The organism is Streptomyces sp. NPDC017448 (genome assembly GCF_044330565.1).
Lineage (GTDB): Bacteria > Actinomycetota > Actinomycetes > Streptomycetales > Streptomycetaceae > Streptomyces.
In genome coordinates this window covers 499,187-516,432 of the sequence record NZ_JBIRLM010000001.1, presented here as the reverse complement: position 1 = coordinate 516,432, position 17,246 = coordinate 499,187, and the positions used below count along the sequence as shown (strand labels likewise).

19 protein-coding genes are annotated in these 17,246 nt (G+C 74.3%); 4 read left to right on the top strand and 15 right to left on the bottom strand.

Annotated elements, in window-relative coordinates:
• The first annotated feature begins 56 nt into the window (after positions 1 to 56).
• Positions 57 to 830, top strand: coding sequence for an SDR family NAD(P)-dependent oxidoreductase (locus ACH4K1_RS02400; protein ID WP_398085651.1), 774 nt, complete (start codon positions 57 to 59; stop codon positions 828 to 830).
• 123 nt (positions 831 to 953) lie between these two features.
• On the opposite strand, the gene groL is transcribed toward ACH4K1_RS02400, so the two are convergent.
• The 3 genes from groL to ACH4K1_RS02385 form a co-directional block, all read right to left on the bottom strand.
• Positions 954 to 2,579, bottom strand: a complete 1,626-nt coding sequence (gene groL / locus ACH4K1_RS02395) for a chaperonin GroEL (RefSeq protein ID WP_398085649.1) — start codon at positions 2,577 to 2,579, stop codon at positions 954 to 956.
• 97 nt (positions 2,580 to 2,676) lie between these two features.
• Positions 2,677 to 2,985 carry a co-chaperone GroES gene (gene groES, locus ACH4K1_RS02390; RefSeq protein ID WP_028439209.1) on the bottom strand — a complete coding sequence of 103 codons (309 nt, stop codon included), beginning with the start codon at positions 2,983 to 2,985 and terminating at the stop codon, positions 2,677 to 2,679.
• A gap of 344 nt (positions 2,986 to 3,329) precedes the next feature.
• A complete protein-coding gene (locus ACH4K1_RS02385) occupies positions 3,330 to 4,256 on the bottom strand; it encodes a polysaccharide deacetylase family protein (protein ID WP_398085646.1) in 927 nt (308 codons plus the stop codon).
• Positions 4,257 to 4,423: 167 nt separating this feature from the next.
• Between ACH4K1_RS02385 and ACH4K1_RS02380 the strand changes: the two genes are divergently transcribed.
• Positions 4,424 to 5,686 (top strand): methyltransferase domain-containing protein, encoded by a 1,263-nt coding sequence (locus ACH4K1_RS02380; protein WP_398085644.1) that lies wholly within the window; start codon positions 4,424 to 4,426, stop codon positions 5,684 to 5,686.
• A gap of 206 nt (positions 5,687 to 5,892) precedes the next feature.
• Here ACH4K1_RS02380 and ACH4K1_RS02375 read toward each other — a convergent pair whose 3' ends face one another.
• The 3 genes from ACH4K1_RS02375 to ACH4K1_RS02365 all read right to left on the bottom strand — a co-directional run bounded on the left by ACH4K1_RS02375 (position 5,893) and on the right by ACH4K1_RS02365 (position 8,943).
• A complete protein-coding gene (locus tag ACH4K1_RS02375; RefSeq protein ID WP_398085641.1) occupies positions 5,893 to 6,633 on the bottom strand; it encodes a hypothetical protein in 741 nt (246 codons plus the stop codon).
• A gap of 159 nt (positions 6,634 to 6,792) precedes the next feature.
• Positions 6,793 to 7,257, bottom strand: coding sequence for a VOC family protein (locus ACH4K1_RS02370; protein WP_398085638.1), 465 nt, complete (start codon positions 7,255 to 7,257; stop codon positions 6,793 to 6,795).
• Between the two features lie 198 nt (positions 7,258 to 7,455).
• Complete coding sequence (locus ACH4K1_RS02365) at positions 7,456 to 8,943, bottom strand: MFS transporter (RefSeq protein ID WP_398085635.1); 1,488 nt, start codon at positions 8,941 to 8,943, stop codon at positions 7,456 to 7,458.
• Positions 8,944 to 9,049: 106 nt separating this feature from the next.
• Here ACH4K1_RS02365 and ACH4K1_RS02360 point away from each other — a divergent pair, with 106 nt between their 5' ends.
• Positions 9,050 to 9,826 carry a TetR/AcrR family transcriptional regulator gene (locus tag ACH4K1_RS02360; protein WP_398085632.1) on the top strand — a complete coding sequence of 259 codons (777 nt, stop codon included), beginning with the start codon at positions 9,050 to 9,052 and terminating at the stop codon, positions 9,824 to 9,826.
• 112 nt (positions 9,827 to 9,938) lie between these two features.
• Here the strand turns inward: ACH4K1_RS02360 and ACH4K1_RS02355 are convergent, their stop codons facing one another.
• Genes ACH4K1_RS02355 through tsaB form a run of 4 tightly spaced genes read right to left on the bottom strand, consistent with a single transcriptional unit; the run spans position 9,939 to position 12,473 of the window.
• Entirely contained in the window at positions 9,939 to 10,208 is a 270-nt protein-coding gene (locus ACH4K1_RS02355; RefSeq protein ID WP_398085629.1) for a hypothetical protein, read from the bottom strand.
• The gene (tsaD, locus tag ACH4K1_RS02350; protein ID WP_398085628.1) at positions 10,205 to 11,323 is read right to left on the bottom strand and encodes a tRNA (adenosine(37)-N6)-threonylcarbamoyltransferase complex transferase subunit TsaD; all 1,119 of its coding nucleotides are present in this window, start codon (positions 11,321 to 11,323) and stop codon (positions 10,205 to 10,207) included. Before tsaD ends, ACH4K1_RS02355 begins: the two co-directional genes overlap by 4 nt.
• Positions 11,323 to 11,829 carry a ribosomal protein S18-alanine N-acetyltransferase gene (gene rimI / locus ACH4K1_RS02345; protein ID WP_228993297.1) on the bottom strand — a complete coding sequence of 169 codons (507 nt, stop codon included), beginning with the start codon at positions 11,827 to 11,829 and terminating at the stop codon, positions 11,323 to 11,325. The genes tsaD and rimI overlap by 1 nt, the downstream gene beginning before the upstream one ends.
• On the bottom strand, positions 11,826 to 12,473 hold the full coding sequence (tsaB, locus tag ACH4K1_RS02340) for a tRNA (adenosine(37)-N6)-threonylcarbamoyltransferase complex dimerization subunit type 1 TsaB (RefSeq protein ID WP_398086569.1): 648 nt from the start codon (positions 12,471 to 12,473) through the stop codon (positions 11,826 to 11,828). Before tsaB ends, rimI begins: the two co-directional genes overlap by 4 nt.
• Positions 12,474 to 12,608: 135 nt before the next feature.
• Here tsaB and ACH4K1_RS02335 point away from each other — a divergent pair, with 135 nt between their 5' ends.
• The gene (locus ACH4K1_RS02335) at positions 12,609 to 13,205 is read left to right on the top strand and encodes a hypothetical protein (RefSeq protein WP_398085625.1); all 597 of its coding nucleotides are present in this window, start codon (positions 12,609 to 12,611) and stop codon (positions 13,203 to 13,205) included.
• Positions 13,206 to 13,312: 107 nt separating this feature from the next.
• Here ACH4K1_RS02335 and ACH4K1_RS02330 read toward each other — a convergent pair whose 3' ends face one another.
• The 5 genes from ACH4K1_RS02330 to ACH4K1_RS02310 form a co-directional block, all read right to left on the bottom strand.
• Complete coding sequence (locus ACH4K1_RS02330) at positions 13,313 to 13,501, bottom strand: hypothetical protein (protein WP_398085624.1); 189 nt, start codon at positions 13,499 to 13,501, stop codon at positions 13,313 to 13,315.
• A gap of 134 nt (positions 13,502 to 13,635) precedes the next feature.
• Positions 13,636 to 14,280, bottom strand: coding sequence for a tRNA (adenosine(37)-N6)-threonylcarbamoyltransferase complex ATPase subunit type 1 TsaE (tsaE, locus tag ACH4K1_RS02325; RefSeq protein WP_398085621.1), 645 nt, complete (start codon positions 14,278 to 14,280; stop codon positions 13,636 to 13,638).
• Positions 14,249 to 15,511: an alpha/beta fold hydrolase gene (locus tag ACH4K1_RS02320; protein WP_398085619.1), complete on the bottom strand. Its 1,263-nt coding sequence runs from the start codon at positions 15,509 to 15,511 to the stop codon at positions 14,249 to 14,251. Before ACH4K1_RS02320 ends, tsaE begins: the two co-directional genes overlap by 32 nt.
• The gene (alr, locus tag ACH4K1_RS02315; RefSeq protein ID WP_398085616.1) at positions 15,508 to 16,731 is read right to left on the bottom strand and encodes an alanine racemase; all 1,224 of its coding nucleotides are present in this window, start codon (positions 16,729 to 16,731) and stop codon (positions 15,508 to 15,510) included. Before alr ends, ACH4K1_RS02320 begins: the two co-directional genes overlap by 4 nt.
• 60 nt (positions 16,732 to 16,791) lie before the next feature.
• Positions 16,792 to 17,178 (bottom strand): DUF488 domain-containing protein, encoded by a 387-nt coding sequence (locus ACH4K1_RS02310; protein WP_398085613.1) that lies wholly within the window; start codon positions 17,176 to 17,178, stop codon positions 16,792 to 16,794.
• Between the last annotated feature and the right edge of the window lie 68 nt (positions 17,179 to 17,246).

Here is a 17,246-nt window from a genome sequence, read left to right as displayed (position 1 = left end):
GCAGGGGCGGCAGGCGGGTGCGCCGTCGGAGCACGCGGGGCACTAACGTGCCGCGTATGACGACTGCACTGATCACGGGCGCGACGGCGGGCATCGGGGCCGCGTTCGCGCGGCGGCTCGCGGCCCAGGGGCACAACCTGGTGCTGGTGGCGCGGGACACCGAGCGGCTGCGCGACCAGGCCACCGAACTGCACGACCGGCACGGCATCGAGGCCGAGGTGCTGAGCGCCGACCTGTCCACGGACGGCGGCATCGAGGCGGTCGAGAAGCGGCTCGCGGACCGCAGACACCCGGTCGACCTGCTGGTCAACAACGCCGGGTTCGGCAACAAGGGGCGCTTCCTGGAGGTGTCCATGGCCGATGAGCTGACGATGCTCAAGGTGCACTGCGAGGCGGTGCTGCGGCTGACGGCGGCGGCGGTCGCCGGGATGAAGGAGCGGGGCCGGGGCGGGGTCGTCAACGTGGCGTCCGTCGCGGCGTTCGTGCCGCGCGGTACGTACGGGGCGTCCAAGTCGTGGGTGGTGCAGTTCACCCAGGGCGCGGCGCGGGACCTGGCCGGGTCGGGGGTGCGGCTGATGGCGCTGTGCCCCGGATTCGTCCGTACGGAGTTCCACGAGCGGGCCGGGATGGGCACGGACAACATCCCGGGCTGGATGTGGCTCGACGCGGACAAGCTGGTGGCCTCGGCGCTGGAGGACCTGGCCCGGGGGAAGACCGTGTCGGTCCCGGACCCGCGCTACAAGGCGCTGATGGGGCTGGTGAAGATCGCCCCGCGGGGCCTGCTCGGCGGGGTCACCTCGCGGACGGGGCGGAAGTACGGCCCGCGGTAGCCCCCGTACCGTACCGGCGCCCTGGCGCGCCGCCGTCCGCCGCCGCGTCCCTGACGCACCGAGGCCCGGCGCCCCCGCGACGGGGGCACCGGGCCTCGGGCGTACCGGGAGGTAGGGGCCGTACTAGTGGGAGTGGCCGTGGCCGCCGTGACCGGCGTCGGCCTCTTCCTCGGCCGGCTTCTCGACGACCAGGGTCTCGGTCGTGAGCAGCAGCGACGCGATGGACGCGGCGTTCTCCAGGGCGGAGCGGGTGACCTTGACCGGGTCGATGACGCCGGCCTTGACCAGGTCGCCGTACTCGCCGGTGGCGGCGTTGAAGCCCTGGCCCTTGTCGAGCTCGGAGACCTTGGAGGTGATGACGTAACCCTCCAGGCCGGCGTTCTCGGCGATCCAGCGCAGCGGCTCGACGGCGGCGCGGCGGACGACCGCGACACCGGTGGCCTCGTCGCCGGTCTTGCCGAGGTTGCCCTCCAGGACCTTCACGGCGTGGACGAGGGAGGAGCCACCGCCGGAGACGATGCCCTCCTCGACCGCGGCGCGGGTGGCGGAGATGGCGTCCTCGAGGCGGTGCTTCTTCTCCTTGAGCTCCACCTCGGTGGCGGCGCCGACGCGGATGACGCACACGCCGCCGGCCAGCTTCGCGAGGCGCTCCTGGAGCTTCTCGCGGTCCCAGTCGGAGTCCGTGGACTCGATCTCGGCCTTGATCTGGTTGACGCGGCCCTTGACGTCCTCGGCGTTGCCGCCGCCGTCGACGATGGTCGTGTCGTCCTTGGAGACGGTGACGCGGCGGGCGGTGCCGAGCACGTCCAGACCGGCCTGGTCGAGCTTGAGGCCGACCTCCTCGGCGATGACGGTCGCACCGGTGAGGGTGGCGATGTCGCCGAGCATGGCCTTGCGGCGGTCGCCGAAGCCCGGGGCCTTCACCGCGACGGCGTTGAACGTGCCGCGGATCTTGTTGACGACGAGGGTGGAGAGCGCCTCGCCCTCGACGTCCTCGGCGATGATCAGGAGCGGCTTGGAGGCGCCGGCCTGGATGACCTTCTCCAGGAGCGGGAGCAGCTCCTGGATGGAGCCGATCTTGCCCTGGTGGATCAGGATGTACGGGTCGTCGAGGACGGCCTCCATACGCTCCTGGTCGGTCACCATGTACGGGGACAGGTAGCCCTTGTCGAAGGCCATGCCCTCGGTGAACTCCAGGTCCAGGCCGAAGGTGTTGGACTCCTCGACGGTGATGACACCGTCCTTGCCGACCTTGTCCATCGCGTCCGCGATGAGCTCGCCGACCTGCGGGTCCTGCGCGGAGAGCGCGGCCACGGCGGCGATGTCGGCCTTGTCGTCGATCGGACGGGCGGTCGCGAGGAGCTCCTCGGAGACGGCCTTGACGGCGGCGTCGATGCCCTTCTTCAGGGCGGCCGGAGAGGCGCCCGCGGCGACGTTGCGCAGACCCTCGCGGACGAGCGCCTGGGCCAGGACGGTCGCGGTGGTGGTGCCGTCACCCGCTACGTCGTTGGTCTTGGTCGCCACCTCCTTGACGAGCTGGGCGCCCAGGTTCTCGTACGGGTCGTCGAGCTCGACCTCGCGCGCGATGGTGACACCGTCGTTGGTGATGGTGGGAGCGCCGAACTTCTTGTCGATGACGACGTTGCGGCCCTTGGGGCCGATCGTCACCTTGACCGTGTCGGCAAGCTTGTTGACGCCGCGCTCAAGGGCGCGACGGGCGTCCTCGTCGAACTTCAGAATCTTCGCCATGGGCTGTACTTCCCTCTCGAACGAACTGCGCCCCTCGCCGCCCGGCTAGTCAGTCGCTGGGGGCCAGGGGCGCAGAACACAAGCAAACGTGGGTGAATTACTTCTCGATGATCGCGAGGACGTCGCGGGCCGAGAGGACGAGGTACTCCTCGCCGTTGTACTTCACCTCGGTGCCGCCGTACTTGCTGTACAGGACGACGTCGCCGGTCTTGACGTCGAGCGGGAGCCGCTCGCCGTTCTCGAAGCGGCCCGGGCCAACGGCGAGGACGACGCCCTCCTGGGGCTTCTCCTTCGCGGTGTCCGGAATGACCAGGCCGGAAGCCGTGGTCTGCTCGGCGTCGAGCGGCTGGACCACAATGCGGTCCTCGAGCGGCTTGATCGCAACCTTGGAGCTGGTGGTCGACACGATCCGGTCTCCCCCTTCGGAGATCTCACGGGGTTTAACAGTCAGTGGGAGGCGATCGGACCGATCCGTCGTCGCGGGTGCCGGACCTGCCCTGTCGCGCAGAGTGGTGCTGGCACTCTCCAGGGGGGAGTGCCAGACCTGAGACTATGACCGCGATTAGCACTCGGTCAAGCGGAGTGCCAATTCACCACCCTCGCGCCGCCCCGGCCCGGGCCCGGCGCAACCGCCCCCGCCACCCCACCCGGGCTCCGCGGAGCCGCCGGTGGGACAACGCGGGGAGGGCGCGCGGGGTTCCGTACGACGCCGTACGCCGGGCCCGGGCGGGCCGCCCGGGCGCGGCGGGGTCAGACGTAGTCCTCCAGCTTCGCCACCGCGTAGCCCTTGTCCGTGATGGTCTTCATGACCTGGCGGATCATGTCGGGCATCGAGCCCTTCCAGTCGTCCTCGCCCCGGAAGTGGGTGAGGACGATGTCGCCGGGGTGCAGGTCCCGGTCCCACTCGCGCCACTCCATGCGGTCCGGGAACGCCTCGGAGGCCCACAGGGGCACGGCGGTGATCCCGCAGGACTCGGCGGCGACGAGGGTGTCGCGGTTGTAGTTGCCGTAGGGCGGCCGGAAGAGGGTGGGCCGCTTCCCGTACTGCTCCAGCATCTTCTCCTGCTGGCCGCAGATCTCCCGCTTCTGCTCGGCGGCGGAGAGGCCGGGCAGGTAGCGGTGGTTGAGGGTGTGGTTGCTGAGGGCCACCCCGAGCCGCTGCATCTTCCGGAAGTAGCCGTAGTCGTCGTTGGTGACGTAGTCGCTGAGGAACGCGCTGTAGGGAATGGACAGTTCGGTCATCATCCGCAGCAGCTCGGGGTCCTTCTCGGCCCCGTCGTCCATCGTCAGGAAGACGATCTTCTCCTTGGTCGGGACCGTGGTGAAGACGGGTGGGAGCCCCGCGTCGTCCTGGACCTCGAACCCCTGGCGGGTGGTGATGCGCGGCTTCACCCGCGGCGGCTCGGGGGCTGCGAGCGGGGTCTTGGCGAGCCCCCACCGCTTCGCGGCGAGGGCCCGGGCGGCCTGCTTCTTCGCGGTCTTCTCCGCGTACGTCTCCGGGGCACGGGCAGGCCCGGCCTGCGGGGGCGCCTCGCCCTGCCGGCCGGCGGCGGGCTTCACGGGTCCACCGCCGGCCGCCGTCTCGCCCCCGCCCTTCTCCGGCGCCGCGCATCCGGAGGCGACGGCGGCGACCAGGAGGGCCACCGGCACGACAACGCCCTTTACGCGCCATTTCATGGGTGATTTTTCTTTTTGTCGTACTAGCTGCATGGCGCCGCATCCTGCCAGCCGCCGACCCGCGCCCCCTCCCGACACCGCGAGCGGCCGGGCCCGGTCCCCCGGGCGGCCCACAGGGCGCCCGGGGCCCTCACCTCCGGCGCCGTCGCCCCGGCGCACCGCTCACAATGGACCGGGTGAACGCTTCGACCTCCTCCGCCGCCTCCGACGACCCCGCCCGCGCCGCCTTCGCCGCGCTGCGCACCCCCGAGGGCGAGCAGCTGCTGGCCGGGCTGCGCGACCACGACCCCGCCGACGAACTGGCCACCGCGACCCGGCTGCGCCGCACCCATCCGGCGGAGCTGGTGTCGGCGGCGCTGGGCCAGGCGCGGCTGCGGCAGCGGGCGGCGGTGAAGTTCGGAGCCGATGACGCCCACCGGATGTTCTTCACGCCCGACGGGGTCGAGCAGGCCACCCGCACCTCGGTCGCCGCCCACCGCGCGGCCCGGTTCGCCGGGCTGGGCGTGCGGAGCGTAGCGGACCTGTGCTGCGGGATCGGGGGCGACGCGATCGCACTGGCCCGCGCCGGGATCTCGGTGCTCGCCGTGGACCGCGATCCGCTGACCGCCGAAGTGGCCCGCGCCAACGCCGGGGCGCTCGGCCTGGACGGGCTGATCGAGGTGCGGTGCGCCGATGTCACGGAGATCGACACCTCCCCGTACGACGCGGTCTTCGTGGACCCGGCCCGGCGCGGCGCACGGGGAGGGGGCGCGCGGGGCGCGTCAGGCCGGGCGACGGGCGGGCGGATCTTCGATCCGGAGGCGTACTCGCCGCCGCTGTCCTGGGCGACGGCCGCCGCGCTGCGGGCCCCCCGGGCGGCCCTGAAGATCGCTCCGGGCGTCCCGCACGAGGCGATCGGCCCGGAGGCGGAGGCCGAGTGGGTCTCGGTCGGCGGGGACGTGAAGGAGGCGGTGCTCTGGTACGGGGAGGGCTTCGCGCCCGGCGCGTTCCGGGCCACCCTGCTGCCGTCCGGTGCGACCCTGTCCGCCCCGGCCCCGCTGCCCGCCCCGCCGGTGGGCCCGGTCGGGCGCTATCTGTACGAGCCGGACGGCGCGGTGATCCGGGCGCACCTGGTCGCCGACATCGTGGAGCGGTGCGGGGGGCGGCTGGTGGACGAGACGATCGCGTACGTCACGAGCGACGAACCGTACTCCTCCCCGTACGTCTCCGGGTACGAGATCACCGATCAACTTCCGTTCAACATGAAGAAGTTGAAGGCGTTGCTGCGGGTGCGGGAGGTCGGCGTGCTGACCGTCAAGAAGCGCGGCTCGGCGGTCGAGCCGGAGGAGGTGCGCCGCCGGATGAAGCTGGCGGGGCCCAACGCGGCGACGGTGTTCCTGACCCGGGTGGCCGGGGCCCCGACCATGCTGATCGGCCGTCCGCTGGGCTGAGCCGCCCGGCGCGGCGAGGCGCGGCCCGGCGACCCGGCGCGGCGAGGCGTGACCCGGCGACCCGGCGCGGCAAGGCGTGACCCGGCACCGGGGGGCGGCGGAGTGCGCGCCGAGCGGTCCGTCCTCTCCCGGGCCCGGTTCGGCGGTGGGCAGAGGACGGTGGGGCTCCTGGGCGGCCGGGCCCCCAGGCGGGCGGGCGTACGGGCTTACCGCTCCGCGCCGGGGCCGCCGCCCGTCGCGACGCCGGCCCCGGCGACCGGCCCGGCCCCGCCACCCGTGGCCGGCGCGGGAGCGGCCGCCGCCGCGCCCGGCCCCGTACCGCCGCCCATCAGCACGCCCAGCACCCAGCGGCGGTGCGCCAGGGCGGTCACCGCCCCCGTCAACGCGGTCAGCCAGGCGACCATGCCGACGCCCACCACCAGGACGACCAGGCCGTACGTGTCCCGGCCCGGTTCGGCGCTCGCCGGCCCGATGACGCAGAGGGCGAGCCCCACCGCGCCGAGGAGGAACGACAGCAGCAGCCAGGTGAGGCTCATGCCGGGCATCCGCAGCCGCCGGTCGCGCTCCGGGTCGCGGTCCAGCGCGCCCCAGGAGGCCAGCAGCACACGGACCTTCCGGTCCCGGAGGATGCCGACCCAGAAGAAGACGGCGGCAGGGACGAAGACGGCGGCGCCGAGGACCAGGCTGACGCCTCCGCCGATGACGCTGGTGAAGTCGACCAGGTCGATGGCCTGTTCGAGCATGACGATCCCGGCGCCCACCAGGCTCCAGCCGATCGCGGCGAGCGCCGCCCACATCCCCAGCAGGCCGAACCGTCCCGGCCCCACGTGCATCCTCACCAACGCGCCCAGGACCACGGCCCGGTCGGCGAGCATCGCCTCGCGGTCGGGCCAGGCCCGGAGCTCGACGGGCGGCGGAGGGGGCGGGAGCGGGGCACGGCGTGACATGAGCGGAACATTACCGAGCCGGGCCGGCCCACCGCCGAGGACCGTACGCTCAGACGTCGCGCAGGACTGGCCCCGGACAGGCGTCGCGCAGGGCTGGTCCCGGACAGGCGTCCCGCAGGACCTGGTCCCCGTCAGGCGTCGCGCAGGGCCCGGCCCCGGTCAGGCGTCGCGCAGGGTCTGAACGTCCAGCTTGGTCATGCGGAGCATCGCCTTCATGGTCCGGTCCGCCTTCTCCCTGTCCGGGTCGGCCAGCAGGCGCGGCAGTTCGTTCGGCACGATCTGCCAGGAGACCCCGAACCTGTCCTTGAGCCAGCCGCACCGCCCCGTCTCGCCGCCTTCGGAGAGCGCGTCCCAGAACCGGTCCACCTCGGCCTGGTCGGCACAGTCCACGGAGAACGAGATCGCCTCGGTGAACGGGAACTGCGGGCCGCCGTTGAGCCCCGTGTACTCCTGCCCCGCGAGCCGGAAGTCGACGGTGAGGACGGAGCCCGCCCCGCCGGGGCCGGACTCGCCGGAGTAGGTGGTGTCCAGGATCCGGGAGTCGCCGCCGAAGATCGCGACGTAGTGCTCGGCGGCCTCCTGGGCCTGTCCGTCGAACCAGAGACAGGGGGTGATCTTCTGCATGGTCTTCTCCTCGTCGCACCCTCCGTACGCCCGGCCCGAGCGGCCGTGACGTCCGGAAGGTAGACCGGTCCCGCCGCCGGGACTCATCGGACGCGCCCCGGATCACGCGCCCGTACCGCTGCACCACCGGTACGGCCCCCACCGGAAGCCGGGACGACGAGGACGGCCCGCCGGGCGGCCGCCACCCCGGGAGCGGCCTCACCGGGGCGCGGCAGCCGCCGCCACCGCCCTCCCTTCCGGTGGCAGCAGCACGTACGCCGTCGGCGCCGCCACCGCCAGGAGGCCCGCCGCGGCCCACAGCGCGGCCGCGTACCCCGAGGACAGCGCGGCGGGCCCGGCGGCGTCGCCGGTGACGTGGACGGCGACGGTGACCAGGACCGCGAGGCCGAGCGAACCGCCCACCTGGCGCGAGCTGTTCAGCAGCCCCGAGGCCATTCCGGTCTCACCGGGGGCCACACCGGTCGTCGCGGCCGTGCCGAGCGGGACGAAGCAGAGCCCGATGCCGAAGGAGCAGAGCAGCGACGGGCCGAGGACGGAGACGGGGAAGGAGCCGTCGGCCGTGGCGGTCGCCGCGAACCAGGCCATGCCGAGCGCCGCCGGCACCGCGCCCGCCGCCATCAGCCGCCGCATGCCGAGGACCGCGATCGCGCGGGGGGCGAGGACCGAGCCCGCGACGACGCCCGCGCAGAACGGCAGGAACGCGAACCCGGCGGCGGTCGGCCCGAAGCCGAGCACCAGTTGCAGGTGGAGGGAGAGGAAGTAGAACGCGCCGAACTGGGCCGAGGCCAGCAGCAGGCAGAACAGGTTCGCCGCCAGCACCGGCCGCCCCCTCAGCAGGCCGGGGCGGAGCAGCGGGGAGGCGGTCCGCAGCTCGACGGCGACGAAGGCGGCCAGGAGGAGCACCGCCCCGCCCAGCGAGGTGAGCGTGGTCGGCGAGGTCCAGCCGTGGTCCGGGGTCCGCACCAGGCCGAGGACCAGCAGCGTCGTCCCGGCCGTGGCCAGCAGCGCCCCGGCCACGTCGAGCCGCGCCCCGGCCCGCCGCCGGGTCCCGACCGGTCCGGTGCGCGCGGCGGCGGCCAGCGCGAAGGCGACGATCGGCACGTTGACCAGCATCACGGACCGCCAGCCCGTCGCGTCGGTGAGCACCCCGCCCGCCAGCACCCCGACCGCGCCGCCCGCCGCGCCCGCCATGCCCCACAGCCCGAGCGCCCGGGAGCGGGCCGGCCCGGCCGGGAAGGCGAGGGTGATCAGGGCGAAGGCCACCGGAGCGAGGGCCGCCGCGCCGGCCCCCTGCACCGCCCGCGCCGCCACCAGCGAACCGGGCGACCAGGCGAGCCCGCCCGCCAGACTGGCGAGCCCGAACAGGGCCAGCCCCGCCGTCAGGACGCGGCGGGGCCCCGCCAGGTCGGCGAGCCGGCCGCCGAGCAGGAGGAGCCCGCCGAAGGCGAGGGCGTAGGCGTTCACGACCCACAGCAGCCCTTCCCCCCGGAAGCCGAGGTCGCCGCGGATGTCCGGCAGCGCGATGTTCACCACGGACAGGTCCAGCGACACCAGGAACTGCACGGTGAGCGCCACCGACAGCAGCCACCGCGCGTGCTTCTCCCCCGCCCCCGGCCCGTCCTCCGCCGCGCCCCCTGCCCTGCCCTCCCCCGTGGGCTCCGCCCCTCCGCTCCTCACGCCGTCCATGGCGTCCCCTCCCCCATCGCGGTTCCCTCGGCCGGATAATTACCGTACGCGTATAGAAAACAAACGCCCCGGTCCGCGGAGGACGCCGGAAGGGGAGAATGCCCGGGTGCCGGCCAGCGAGAAGTCCGATCAGCAGAAGAAGAGGGCGCCGGGGCGTCCCGTGGGACGACCCCGCCGGCTCGATCCGGACGTGATGGTCGCCACCGCGCGCCGCATCGTCGAGGAGGAGGGGGTCGGCGCCCTCTCCATGCGACGGATGGCGAAGGAGCTGGGCAGCACGCCCATGGCGCTGTACCACTACGTGCAGGACAAGGACGAGCTGCTGATGCTCGCCCTGTCCGGCACGACGGCGGCGTTCCCGCGCCCGGAGCTGCCCGAGGACCCGCGCGAGCGGATGGTGGCGGTGGCCGCGCACATGCACGCCGTCGTCGGCCGCGTCCCCTGGGTGCTGGACATCCTGGCGCTGGGCGGCCTGACCGACCGCGGCGCCCTGTGGATGGTGGAGGAGATCATCGACTGCGCGCTGGCCTGCGGCCTCTCCCCGGCCCGCTCGGTCCGGGCCTACCGGACCATCTGGAATTACGTGTACGGAGACCTGGTCTTCCGCAGGGCGGCGGACCGCCTGGCCGAGAACCCTCCGCGCCGGGAGCTCTTCCCGGAGCTGATCACGGAGGCGGACGCGGCGGAGCTGCCCCGGCTCACCGCCGTCAAGGACCGCTGGCGGGAGTACGCCGCCGACTACGAGGCCGTCGAGGAGCTGGACGCCATCGTGGAGGGGCTGCTCCGCCGTGGGAGGCCGGCCGGGGACGACGACGGCGATGGCGACAGCGATGGCGACGGGGAGAGCGGGGGCGGGGCCGACGGCAGGAGCACGAGCGCCTGACCCGCCCGCAGGGGCACGAGCGCCTGACCCGCCCGCGGACGCGCGGGGCCCCGGGGCCGGCGGGCCCAGGATGCTCTGCGCCGCGGTCCCCGCCCGCGGACGCCCGGGGCCCTCACTCCACCGCCTCGAAGCGCCAGCGGTGCACCGGGCGGGTGATCAGGTCGGCGTCGGGCTCGGGGAGTTCGGGGAGGTCGTCGCCGTACGAGGCGTCCTGCCACCACGTCATCACCAGCACCCGGTCCTGCGGGGCGCGCAGCAGTTCGCGGCGGTGCGGTACGCGGGCCAGCTCGGCGGAGCGGGCCCGCGCCCATTCCAGGAGTTCGGCGCCGCGGCCCTCCGCGGCGCGGGCCTCCCACATCAGGACGATGGTCGCGGCGCTCATGAGTACAGGTTGTCCTTGCTGATCTCGTGCACGTGGTCGTGGTCGTGGGGGTGCCCGTGGCCGTGCGCGGTCCCCGGCACGTGCGGCTCCGTGACCGGCAGCGAGGAGTCGGCGGACAGCTCCAGGTCGGAGGGGAGCCGGTTGCGGGCGACCATCTCCGCGCCGAGCGCCGCGACCATCGCGCCGTTGTCGGTGCAGAGCTTGGGGCGCGGCACGCGCAGCCGGATGCCAGCGCGTTCGCAGCGCTCCTCGGCCAGGGCCCGCAGCCGGGAGTTGGCCGCGACGCCGCCGCCGATCATGAGGTGGTCGACGCCCTCGTCCTTGCAGGCGCGGACCGCCTTGCGGGTCAGCACGTCCACCACGGCCTCCTGGAAGGACGCCGCCACATCCCGTACCGGCACCTCCTCGCCCGCCGCGCGCTTCGCCTCGATCCAGCGGGCGACGGAGGTCTTGAGCCCGGAGAAGGAGAAGTCGTACGGGGCGTCGCGCGGGCCGGTCAGCCCGCGCGGGAAGGCGATCGCCGCCGGGTCGCCCTCCTTGGCGAGGCGGTCGATGACCGGGCCGCCGGGGAAGCCGAGGTCCAGCACGCGGGCGATCTTGTCGAACGCCTCGCCCGCCGCGTCGTCGATCGTCGCGCCGAGCGGGCGGACGTCGCTGGTGATGTCGGGGGCCAGCAGGAGCGAGGAGTGGCCGCCGCTGACCAGCAGCGCCATCGTCGGCTCGGGCAGCGGCCCGTGCTCCAGCTGGTCGACGCAGATGTGCGAGGCCAGGTGGTTGACCCCGTAGAGCGGCTTGCCGAGCGCGTACGCGTACGCCTTCGCGGCCGAGACGCCGACGAGCAGCGCCCCGGCGAGGCCGGGCCCGGAGGTGACGGCGATGCCGTCGAGGTCGCGGGCGGCGACGCCCGCCTCCTTCAGGGCGCGCTCGATGGTGGGGACCATCGCCTCCAGGTGGGCCCGGGAGGCGATCTCCGGGACGACGCCCCCGAAGCGGGCGTGGGTGTCGACGCTGGAGGCGACGGCGTCCGCGAGCAGCGTCGTGCCGCGCACGATGCCCACGCCGGTCTCGTCGCAGGAGGTCTCGATGCCGAGTACGAGGGGTTGGTCGGCAGCCATCATTCAGTCCCGTTCTCCGCTGCGTGTTCGTGCATGGTGAGGCGCATGACCAGGGCGTCGATGTTCCCCGGCTGGTAGTAGCCGCGCCGGAAGCCGATCGGTTCGAAGCCGAAGCGCTCGTACAGCTTCTGCGCCCGGGCGTTGTCGACCCGGACCTCCAGGAGGACCGTGGCGCACTCGAAGGCGGTGGCGGCCTTGAGCAGGTCGGTGAGGAGTTCGGAGCCGAGGCCGGAGCCCCAGGCGTCCCGGCTGACCGCGATCGTCTGGACGTCGGCCAGGTCGCCGAGGGCGGCGAGGCCGGCGTACCCGACGATCCGGCCGGTGGCGGGGTCCTCGGCGACGGTGTAGTGGCGGGTGGCGCCGGGGCCGCGCGCGTGGGCCAGCTCGGACCAGAACATGCCGGGCGACCAGGCGTCGTCCGGGAACAGCGCGTGTTCCAGGTCGAGCACCGGCGCAATGTCCCACCAGCGCATCTCGCGCAGTACGGCGGGGGTGGCTGCGCTCACTGGGGGGTGACCACCTTGTAGTTCTTCGGGACCTGGGCGTCGGGCCTGCGCAGGTAGAGCGGCTGCGGCGGGAGCAGCTCCCGTCCGGCGGCGAGGCGTTCGGCGGCGAGGGCGGCGAGCGCCCCGGCGGCCACGTGCTCGGGGCCGCGCGCGTCCGGGAAGGCGTCCGGGTAGAGCACCGCGCCCGCGCCGACCACCGGGAGCCCGGCCAGCGCCGCGGCGATGTCGGCGGGCCGGTCCACGGCGGGCTCTCCGGTGCGGGTGCGGCCGTCCTCGTACCGCGCCCAGTAGACCTCCTTGCGGCGGGCGTCCGTCGCCACGGCGAACGGCCTCTCCAGCCCTTCCGCCCCCGCGGCGTACGCGAGGCCGTCCAGGGTGCACAGGCCGTGGACCGGCACGGAGAGGGCGGAGCCGAAGGTGGCGGCGGTGACCAGGCCGACCCGCAGCCCGGTGTAGGGGCCGGGGCCGACGCCCACGACGACGTCCGTCACGGCGTCGAGCGTCGTCCCGGCCTCCGCGAGGACCCGGTCGACGGCGGGCAGCAGCAGCTCCCCGTGCCTGCGGGCGTCCACCTGCCCCGAGGAGGCGATGACGGACGTACCGTCGTGGAGGGCGACGGTGACGGCGGGCGTGGCGGTATCCATGGCGAGCAAGAGCACGCAAACAGCCTACGGCTCCGCCGACGGCGTTACGGCGTCCGTACGGCGTCCCGGCCCCCACCCGTGCTGCTGCTACCGTCACCGGGTATCCGACGGGTACGACGTAAACGCTTGTAGGACATGCGGCAGAGGGCCGCCGAAAGGGGACGCACGGTGGCAAGGAGCAGCTCGGGAATCGTGGCCGGGCTCACCGCGGCGGCGGTCGCCGCGGTCGCCTTCCTCGCCTACCAGGCATCGGCCAACGCCCCCGCGTCGGTGGCCTCCACGGCCGGTCCGAAGGCGTCCGTCTCGGCTTCGGCCGAGCCCACCGCGAAGCCGAAGCCCTCGGTCGACCCGCTGGCGGTCCCGGCGGCGTCCGGGAAGGGCGAGCGCGTCGTGTACGCGCTGAAGGACCGCCGGGTGTGGCTGGTGGACGAGAACGGCAAGGCGCTCCGCACCTTCACCGTGATGCCCAGCCCCGTCAGCCCGCCGCCCGGCGTCCACCAGGTCACCTCCCGCTCGGGCACGGTCCGGGGCTCGGACGGCGTCCCGATCGAGCACGTGGTCCGCTTCGCCAACGTGGACGAGGTGGCGATCGGCTTCAGTGCTGCCCAGGACGGCTCGATGGCCAGCCCGGATCCGACCTCGAAGACCGGCGGCGTCCGGATGACGCGCGAGGACGGCGACGCGATGTGGAGCTTCGCGACGGTCGGCGCGAAGGTCGTCGTGGTCCCGTAGGGCGTATCGGTCCCCGCAGCCGCAGCTGGCAGGGACGGCATGGTTCCGTGGCGCTGCTCAGCGCCCCGCGAAGCCCCCGTGGACCGGGTCCACGGGGGCTTCGCACGTTACGCGGCCTGCGGCCGGACGGCCTCGGGCTGGACGCCCGCCTCGTCGCGGGGCGTCGCGCGGGCCGCTTCGTCGGGCGGGGTGGAGACGGCGGTGGCCGCCGCACACGAGGCGAGCAGCTCCTTCATCGACAGGGCGGACGGAGTCGGTCGGGCCTTCGGTCGCGCTGCGCGCTCGGGCGTCGGCATGGATGCCTCCTCGGTGCTCCGGTGGAGGGCACGGTTAGGCAACCCTAACCATGCCTCGTACCCATGTGACCACGCCCACGGGCCCGTACGCAACAATTTACCGACGCCCTGTCGGGAAGGCCACTCCCCGAGCGTTACGCCAGCTCCGCCCGCAACCCCGCCCAGCGCGCCCCGATCCCGACCAGGGTGACCTCGCGCCGCTCGTCGTCGGTGTCGCCGGTGGCGCGGTCGATGAGGACCCGCAGCCGGTCCTCGGACAGCTCCTCGACCTTGCCGTCGCCCCACTCCACGACCACCACCGACTCCGGCAGCGACACGTCCAGATCCAGGTCCTCCATCTCGTCGAGCCCGCCGCCCAGCCGGTAGGCGTCGACGTGGACGAGGGCGGGTCCGCCGGTCAGGGAGGGGTGGACGCGGGCGATGACGAAGGTCGGGGAGGTGACCGCGCCGCGTACGCCGAGGCCCTCGCCGAGGCCCCGGGTGAGCGTCGTCTTCCCGGCGCCCAGCTCGCCCGTGAGCATCACCAGGTCGCCGGGGGCCAGCACCCGGGCCAGGCGGCGGCCCAGCTCCTGCATCTGTTCGGGGGAGGTGACGGTGAGCGTCACGCTGACGGCCTCCGGCACGGCTCCGGCGGGCTCGCCGGTCCCGCCGGGAGCGGCCGGAGCGGCGGGTCCGGGAGCGGTGGTCCCGGCGGGGTCCGGGGCGGCGGGCCCGGGAGCGGGGGGTCCTGCGGGGTCCGGGGCGGTCTCAGCGGCCGGGCTGTCGTGCGGTGCTTCCATGCCCGCCAACGTTAGCGGGCGGCACCGTGCCGCTGCGGACGAGCAGGTCGGCCAGCCGGTCGGTGACGGTCTCCGGGTGCTCCAGCATCACCAGGTGTCCGGCGTCCGGCACGATCACCAGCTCGGCGTCGGGCAGCACGTCCGCGATGGCCTCGCTGTGCGAGCCGGGGGTGACCAGGTCCTTGTCCCCGGCCAGGATCAGCACGGGCACGTCCCGGAAGGCGGGAAGCGCGCCGCTCTTGTCGTGTTCGGTGAAGGCCGGGTAGAACTCCGCGACCACGTCGATCGGGGTGGACTCGATCAGCCGCTCCGCGAACCGGGCGACCGCCGGGTCCACCTCCCGCGAGCTGAACGAGTACCGCTTGATCAGACCGGCGAAGAGGTCCGCGGTGGCCCGCCGCCCCTTCTCCACCAGCTCCGCCTGCGAGCCGAGCGCCCGCAGCACCCCGGGCAGCACCCGGCGCACCGCGTTGACGCCCGCCACCGGCAGCCCGAAGTCCACCTCGGCGAGCCGGCCGCTGGAGGTGCCGACCAGGGCGACGGCGGCGACCCGGTCGCGGACGATCGCCGGGTACTGGTCGGCCAGCGCCATGATCGTCATGCCGCCCATGGAGTGCCCGACCAGCACCAGCGGGCCCTCGGGGGCCGCCGCGTCGATGACCGCCTTCAGATCGCGGCCGAGCTGGTCGATGCCGAGCGGCACCCCCTCCGCCTGCGACCGGCCCCGCCCGGAGCGGCCGTGGCTGCGCTGGTCCCAGTAGACGGCGCGGACGAGGCCGCGCAGGGCGGCGCGCTGGAAGTGCCAGGAGTCCTGGCCGAGGCAGTAGCCGTGGCTGAAGACGACGGTGACCGGGGCGGGGGTCTTGTGCCCGAAGAGCCTGCGGCGACGGGGTCCGGAGGCGTTCTCCTCGGGAGCGGCCCCGCCCGCGGGCGTTTCGGCCTCCACCTCGTCGACCTCGTAGTACAGCTCGGTGCCGTCGTCGGCGACGGCCCGGCCGGGCGTGCCGCGCAGGGAGCCGTAGGGCCCGGTGGCGTCCAGCGCCAGGCGGGCCTTCTTGCGCATGCCGCGCCCGACGGTCAGCCGCTCCACGGCGACCCCGGCCGCCGCGCCCGCCGCCAGCACCCCTATCGCGGCCCCGGCGAGCCCGGCCCGCCGCCAGCCGGCCGCCCCGGCGGCGCCCGCCGCGTTGGCGGTCGCGGCCACCACGGCCTCCGCGCTGCTCTCGCTCACCGCTCCACGCCCCCGCCCGCCCCGAAGGCCCCGGTCGCCTCGAACAGACCGGCGGTACGGGCCCCGCCCGCCGGATCGGCCGTCTCGTGCACGTACACCCTCGGCACCCGGGCCCCGATGCGGGTGACGATCTCGTACGCGATGGTGTCGGCGGCCTCCGCCCAGTCCTGCGCGGTCGGCTCGCCCCGGTCGCCCGGCCCGAACAGCACCGCCTCCGCGCCCTCCTCGGGCCGGTCGCCGTGCAGGTCGACCACGAACTGGTCCATGGCGACGCGGCCCGCGACCGTGCGCACCTTCCCGCTGATCAGCACCGGGCCCCGGCCCGACGCGTGGCGCGGGACGCCGTCCGCGTACCCGACCGGGACCAGGCCGAGGGTCGTCTCCGCGGACGTCGTGTAGTGGTGGCCGTAGCTGACGCCGTGGCCGGCGGGGGCGTCCTTGACCAGGGCGACGGAGGCGGCCAGCGTCATCACCGGGCGCAGTCCGAAGTCGGCGGGCGTGCCCAGCTCGGGGGCGGGCGAGATGCCGTACATCGCGATGCCGGTCCGGACGAGGTCGAAGTGGGACTCGGGGACGGTGAGCGTGGCCGGGGAGTTGGCGATGTGCCGCACCTCGGGCTCCACGCCCTCCTTCTCGGCGTACGCCACCATCGCGCGGTAGAGGTCGAGCTGGGCGGCGATCGAGGGGTGGCCGGGCTCGTCGGCGCAGGCGAAGTGGGACCAGAGCCCGGTGACCTCGACGCGTCCGGCCCGTTCGGCGGCCAGCGCCTCGGAGACCAGCTCCGGCCAGTCGGCGGGCCGGCAGCCGTTCCGGCCGAGCCCGGTGTCGGCCTTGAGCTGGACCCGGGCGGGGCGGCCGGCGGCCTCGGCGGCCGCGACGACCTCGCGCAGCGCCCACATGCCGCTGACCGACACGTCGATGCCGGCCTCGATCGCCTCGCCCCAGGGCCCGCCGGGCGTCCACAGCCAGCACATGATCCGGCCGTCGATCCCGGCCGCTCGCAGGGCGAACGCCTCCTGCGGGGTGGCGGTGCCGAGCCAGGTCGCCCCGGCCTCCCGCGCGGCCCTGGCGCAGGGCACCGCCCCGTGCCCGTAGCCGTCGGACTTCACCACGGCCATGAGCTGCGCACCGGCCGCCCGCTCGCGCAGGACGCGCACGTTGGCGCGCAGCGCGGCGAGGTCGATCTCGGCACGGGCTCTCAGGGACGCTGTCTCGTTCATCGCGCCCAGTCTCTCAGAGGCGTCGGCGGCCTCCCCGGCATCGCACGCCGTCGACCGGACTTATGTACGTTTCATCACATGCTTCAGGTGGTCGACCAGGACCGGGACATGGCTGTCCTGCACGTCCTCGGCCGCCGTGACGAGGGTGACCGGACCGCCCTCGCGCACCAGGTCCACGAGCCGGCCGACCGCCTCCGTGTGCGTCGCGTCGCCGAGTTCGGCGCGGTAGCGCTCGACGAACGCGTCGTGCCGGTCCTCGCGGTCGTGGTGGTACCAGGAACGCAGCTCGTCCGAGGGCGTGACGTCCTTCAGCCACAGGTCGATGCCGGCCCGCTCCTTGGAGACGCCCCGGGGCCAGAGCCGGTCGACCAGCACCCGGGCGCCGTCACCGTCCTCGACGGGGTCGTACGCCCTGCGTACCCGTACGGGACCGCTGCCGTGCGCCATGTCCGACCGCCCTTCCTCGGCCGCCTCGCCCCCGCGGGCCGTCGCGCGGGGCGGGCCTTCCACTCTGT